This is a genomic window from Clavibacter lycopersici (assembly GCF_003576405.1).
GTDB classification, from domain to species: domain Bacteria; phylum Actinomycetota; class Actinomycetes; order Actinomycetales; family Microbacteriaceae; genus Clavibacter; species Clavibacter lycopersici.
In genome coordinates this window covers 1-1,592 of record NZ_QWGT01000381.1, presented here as the reverse complement: position 1 = coordinate 1,592, position 1,592 = coordinate 1, and the positions used below count along the sequence as shown (strand labels likewise).

At 76.6% G+C, this 1,592-nt stretch carries 3 protein-coding genes; all 3 read right to left on the bottom strand.

Translation table 11 applies throughout. The features are described 5' to 3' along the window. The coding region (locus DZG00_RS15320) for a MogA/MoaB family molybdenum cofactor biosynthesis protein (RefSeq protein WP_119455813.1) at nucleotides 1-538 on the bottom strand (538 nt) is incomplete at its 3' end. After that, complete coding sequence (gene moaC / locus DZG00_RS15315) at nucleotides 535-1,017, bottom strand: cyclic pyranopterin monophosphate synthase MoaC (RefSeq protein WP_119383153.1); 483 nt, start codon at nucleotides 1,015-1,017, stop codon at nucleotides 535-537. The genes DZG00_RS15320 and moaC, both read right to left, overlap by 4 nt. Next, nucleotides 1,010-1,592: molybdopterin-binding protein (locus tag DZG00_RS15310; RefSeq protein WP_233550166.1), on the bottom strand; the 583-nt coding region annotated here is incomplete at its 5' end. The genes DZG00_RS15310 and moaC, both read right to left, overlap by 8 nt.

Sequence of the window (1,592 nt, the reverse complement as noted above, 5' to 3'; positions counted from 1 at the left end):
CCGCGTGGTCGGCGTGGTCGGCTGCCGTGTCGGCCGCGGGGTCCGTCGCCGGGTGCACGGCGCCGCGGGCCTGCTCGAGCACGTGGTCGAGGATCCGGTCGAGGACGCCGAGCCCGTCGCGCACGCCGCCCGGCGAGCCCGGCAGGTTCATGACGAACGCGCCGCCCGCGAGGCCGGCGTGCCCGCGCGTGAGCACCGCCGTGGGCGTGTGGGCCGTGCCGATGCGGCGGGCCTCCTCCATGATCCCGGGGATCTCGAGGTCGAGCAGCGGCGCCGTCGCCTCGGGCGTGCGGTCGGTCGGGGTGATGCCCGTGCCGCCCGTGGTGAGGATCACGCGCGCGCCGCCCGCGACGGCCTCGGCGAGCGCCGCCGCGACACCGGGCCCGTCGGCGCGCACGACCGGCGCGCCCACCTCGAAGCCGCGCTCGGCGAGCCAGTCCCGGATGACGGGACCCGTGCGGTCCTCGTACTCCCCCGCCGCGGCGCGCGTGGACGCGACGATCACGACCGCCTGGCCGCGCGGATCCGCCGCGGTCATGCCCGCTCCCAGTCCCCGGACTTGCCGCCCTGCTTCTCGCGGACGAGCACATCGGTGATCACGGCGCGCGCGTCCACCGCCTTGACCATGTCGTAGAGCGTGAGCGCGGCCACCGAGGCCGCGGTGAGCGCCTCCATCTCGACGCCCGTCACGCCCGTGGTGCTCACGGAGGCGACCACGGTGAGCCGGTCGTCGGCGCCCGTGATGTCGATCTCGATGCGGCCGATCGGCAGGGGGTGGCACAGCGGGATGAGGTCCGACGTCCGCTTGGCGGCCATGATCCCCGCGATGCGCGCCGTGCCGACGGCCTCGCCCTTGGGGAGGTCGCCCGAGATGACGGATGCGACCACCTCGGGCCGGGTGACGAGCACGGCCTGCGCGACGGCGCGGCGCTTGGTGACGGCCTTGTCGGTCACGTCGACCATGTGCGCGGATCCGTCCTGCCGCAGGTGGGTGAGGGAGGGGGCGGGATCAGTCATCGATGCTCCAGACGGTGACGGGGTCGCCGGCCTCGAGCCGGTCGACGCCCGCAGGGATGTGGACGAGGTGGGTGGCGGTCGCGTACGCGTGCAGGAGATGGGATCCGGGGCCGCCGACCGCGACGACCCGGCCGTCGGCGTCCACACGGCCGCGCCGCACCTGGTGCTTGCCGGCGGGCGAGTCGAACGCGGCGGCGAGCGGCAGCTCCTCGGACGGGCGCACCGGACGCGGGTGCCCGGCGAGGGCGCGCAGCACCGGCCGGAGGAACAGCTCGAACGAGACCAGCGCGCTCACGGGGTTGCCGGGGAAGGCGACCACGGGGATCCGCGTGCCGCCGACGTCCGCCGCCCCGAGCCCCTGCGGCCCGCCCGGCTGCACGGCGACGGAGACGAACTCCACGCCGCCGCCTTCCAGCACGTCGCGCACGACCTCGTACGCGCCCGCGCTCACGCCGCCCGTCGTCACGAGGAGGTCGACGCCGCGGGTCGCGTCGCGGAGGGCGTGGCGCACCCGGTCGGCGTCGTCGGAGGCGACCCGCAGCGCGCGGACCTCGGCCCAGACGGCCGCGAGCGCG

What these genes read in the sequence shown, in the direction of transcription:
- moaC (WP_119383153.1), bottom strand. Translation starts at nt 1,017, where the DNA reads ATGACTGATCCCGCCCCCTCCCTCACCCACCTGCGGCAGGACGGATCC.